Source organism: Burkholderia sp. 9775_39 (assembly GCF_015712225.1).
In the GTDB taxonomy this organism is placed as follows: domain Bacteria; phylum Pseudomonadota; class Gammaproteobacteria; order Burkholderiales; family Burkholderiaceae; genus Burkholderia; species Burkholderia cenocepacia.
This window is the reverse complement of record NZ_JACCQC010000068.1, coordinates 1-1,451: the sequence shown is the minus strand read 5'-3', so window position 1 is coordinate 1,451 and position 1,451 is coordinate 1. Positions and strand designations below refer to the sequence as shown.

Annotated in this window: 1 protein-coding gene; it reads left to right on the top strand. The window is 58.5% G+C overall.

The genetic code is table 11. The annotated features are described in order from the left end of the window. Window positions 1-47 precede the first annotated feature (47 nt). On the top strand, window positions 48-1,418 hold the full coding sequence (locus H0X90_RS35265; protein WP_230877764.1) for an IS30 family transposase: 1,371 nt from the start codon (window positions 48-50) through the stop codon (window positions 1,416-1,418). The last annotated feature ends 33 nt before the right edge of the window (window positions 1,419-1,451 follow it).

Below are 1,451 nucleotides of genomic sequence, written 5' to 3'. Positions count from 1 at the left end.
GGCGGATTCAACTGGTCGTCGCAACATCTCCAGATTGGAGGTGTTGAATGGGACGACCACTGGGATGGGGCTCGGAACAAACGGGAAGGCCCGTCATGCGATCACCTGGCAGACCGGGTGTCAATCAACTCGACTCGAAGCGAGCATTCTGGAAGTGCATCGCACTTGGTATGGAGACCGAGGCCGCAGCGCTGGCATGTAACGTATCGCAACCGTTGGGTCCGCGATGGTTTCGTGAAGCGGGCGGCATGGCACCGATCGACCTGGCGCCCCACTCTGGGCGGTACCTGTCATTCGCGGAACGCGAGGAGATCGCGCTGCTGTGGGCCCAGGATTGCAGTGTCCGTGAGATTTCGCGGAGGCTGCAACGATCGCCGTCAACGATTTCACGCGAGCTACGCCGTAACGCAGCGACCCGCGGTGGTACTCTGGTGTATCGGGCAACGGTTGCCCAATGGAAAGCTGAACGCGCAGCCGAGCGTCCGAAGGCTTCGAAACTGGCAGAGAACGACCAGTTGAGGACATATGTGCAGGATCGCCTGGCTGGAACGGTCACGGATTTTCGGGGCAAGCCGATTCCCGGACCTAACGTTCCGTGGAAAGGACGAAGACAAGGACGTCGTGCGGACCGTCGCTGGGGCACCTGCTGGAGTCCGGAGCAAATCAGTCGGCGAATTCAGATTGACTATCCCGATGATCAATCTATGCGGATCTCCCACGAAGCCATCTATCAGGCACTCTACATTCAAGGCCGGGGCGCTTTGCGACGGGAGCTTACTGCTTGCCTGCGTTCGGGCCGCGCACTTCGCGTGCCGCGGGCCAGGACGCAACAGCGTGGAAGGCACTTCCTCACACCGGAGGTTATGATCAGTGAACGCCCCGCAGAAATTGCTGATCGTGCTGTTCCAGGGCATTGGGAAGGCGACCTGATTATTGGCCTTAACCGCTCGGCGATTGGCACTCTGGTTGAGCGCACCACCCGGTTCACGATGCTGCTGCATCTTCCTCCGATGGAGGGCCATGGAGTCGGGGTGCGCGTCAAGAACGGCCCAGCGCTGGCAGGTCACGGGGCAGAGGCTGTTCGTAATGCTATCGCAACAAAGATCGCGCTACTACCCGAGCATTTGCGGCGATCACTGACATGGGATCAAGGCGCAGAGATGGCCCAGCATGTACAGCTACGAATCGACACGGCTTTGGAAATCTACTTCTGTGATCCCCAGAGTCCATGGCAACGCGGAACGAATGAGAACACGAACGGCCTACTGCGACAGTACTTTCCGAAAGGCACAGATATGAGTCGATACACCGAGCGTGAACTCGACGCGGTCGCGAACACACTGAACTCTCGACCACGTAAAACGCTCGGATGGAAAACGCCAGCGGAAGCATTCCACGAACTGTTATCCGCAACATAACGATGGATGTTGCGACGACTCCTTGAACCTAAG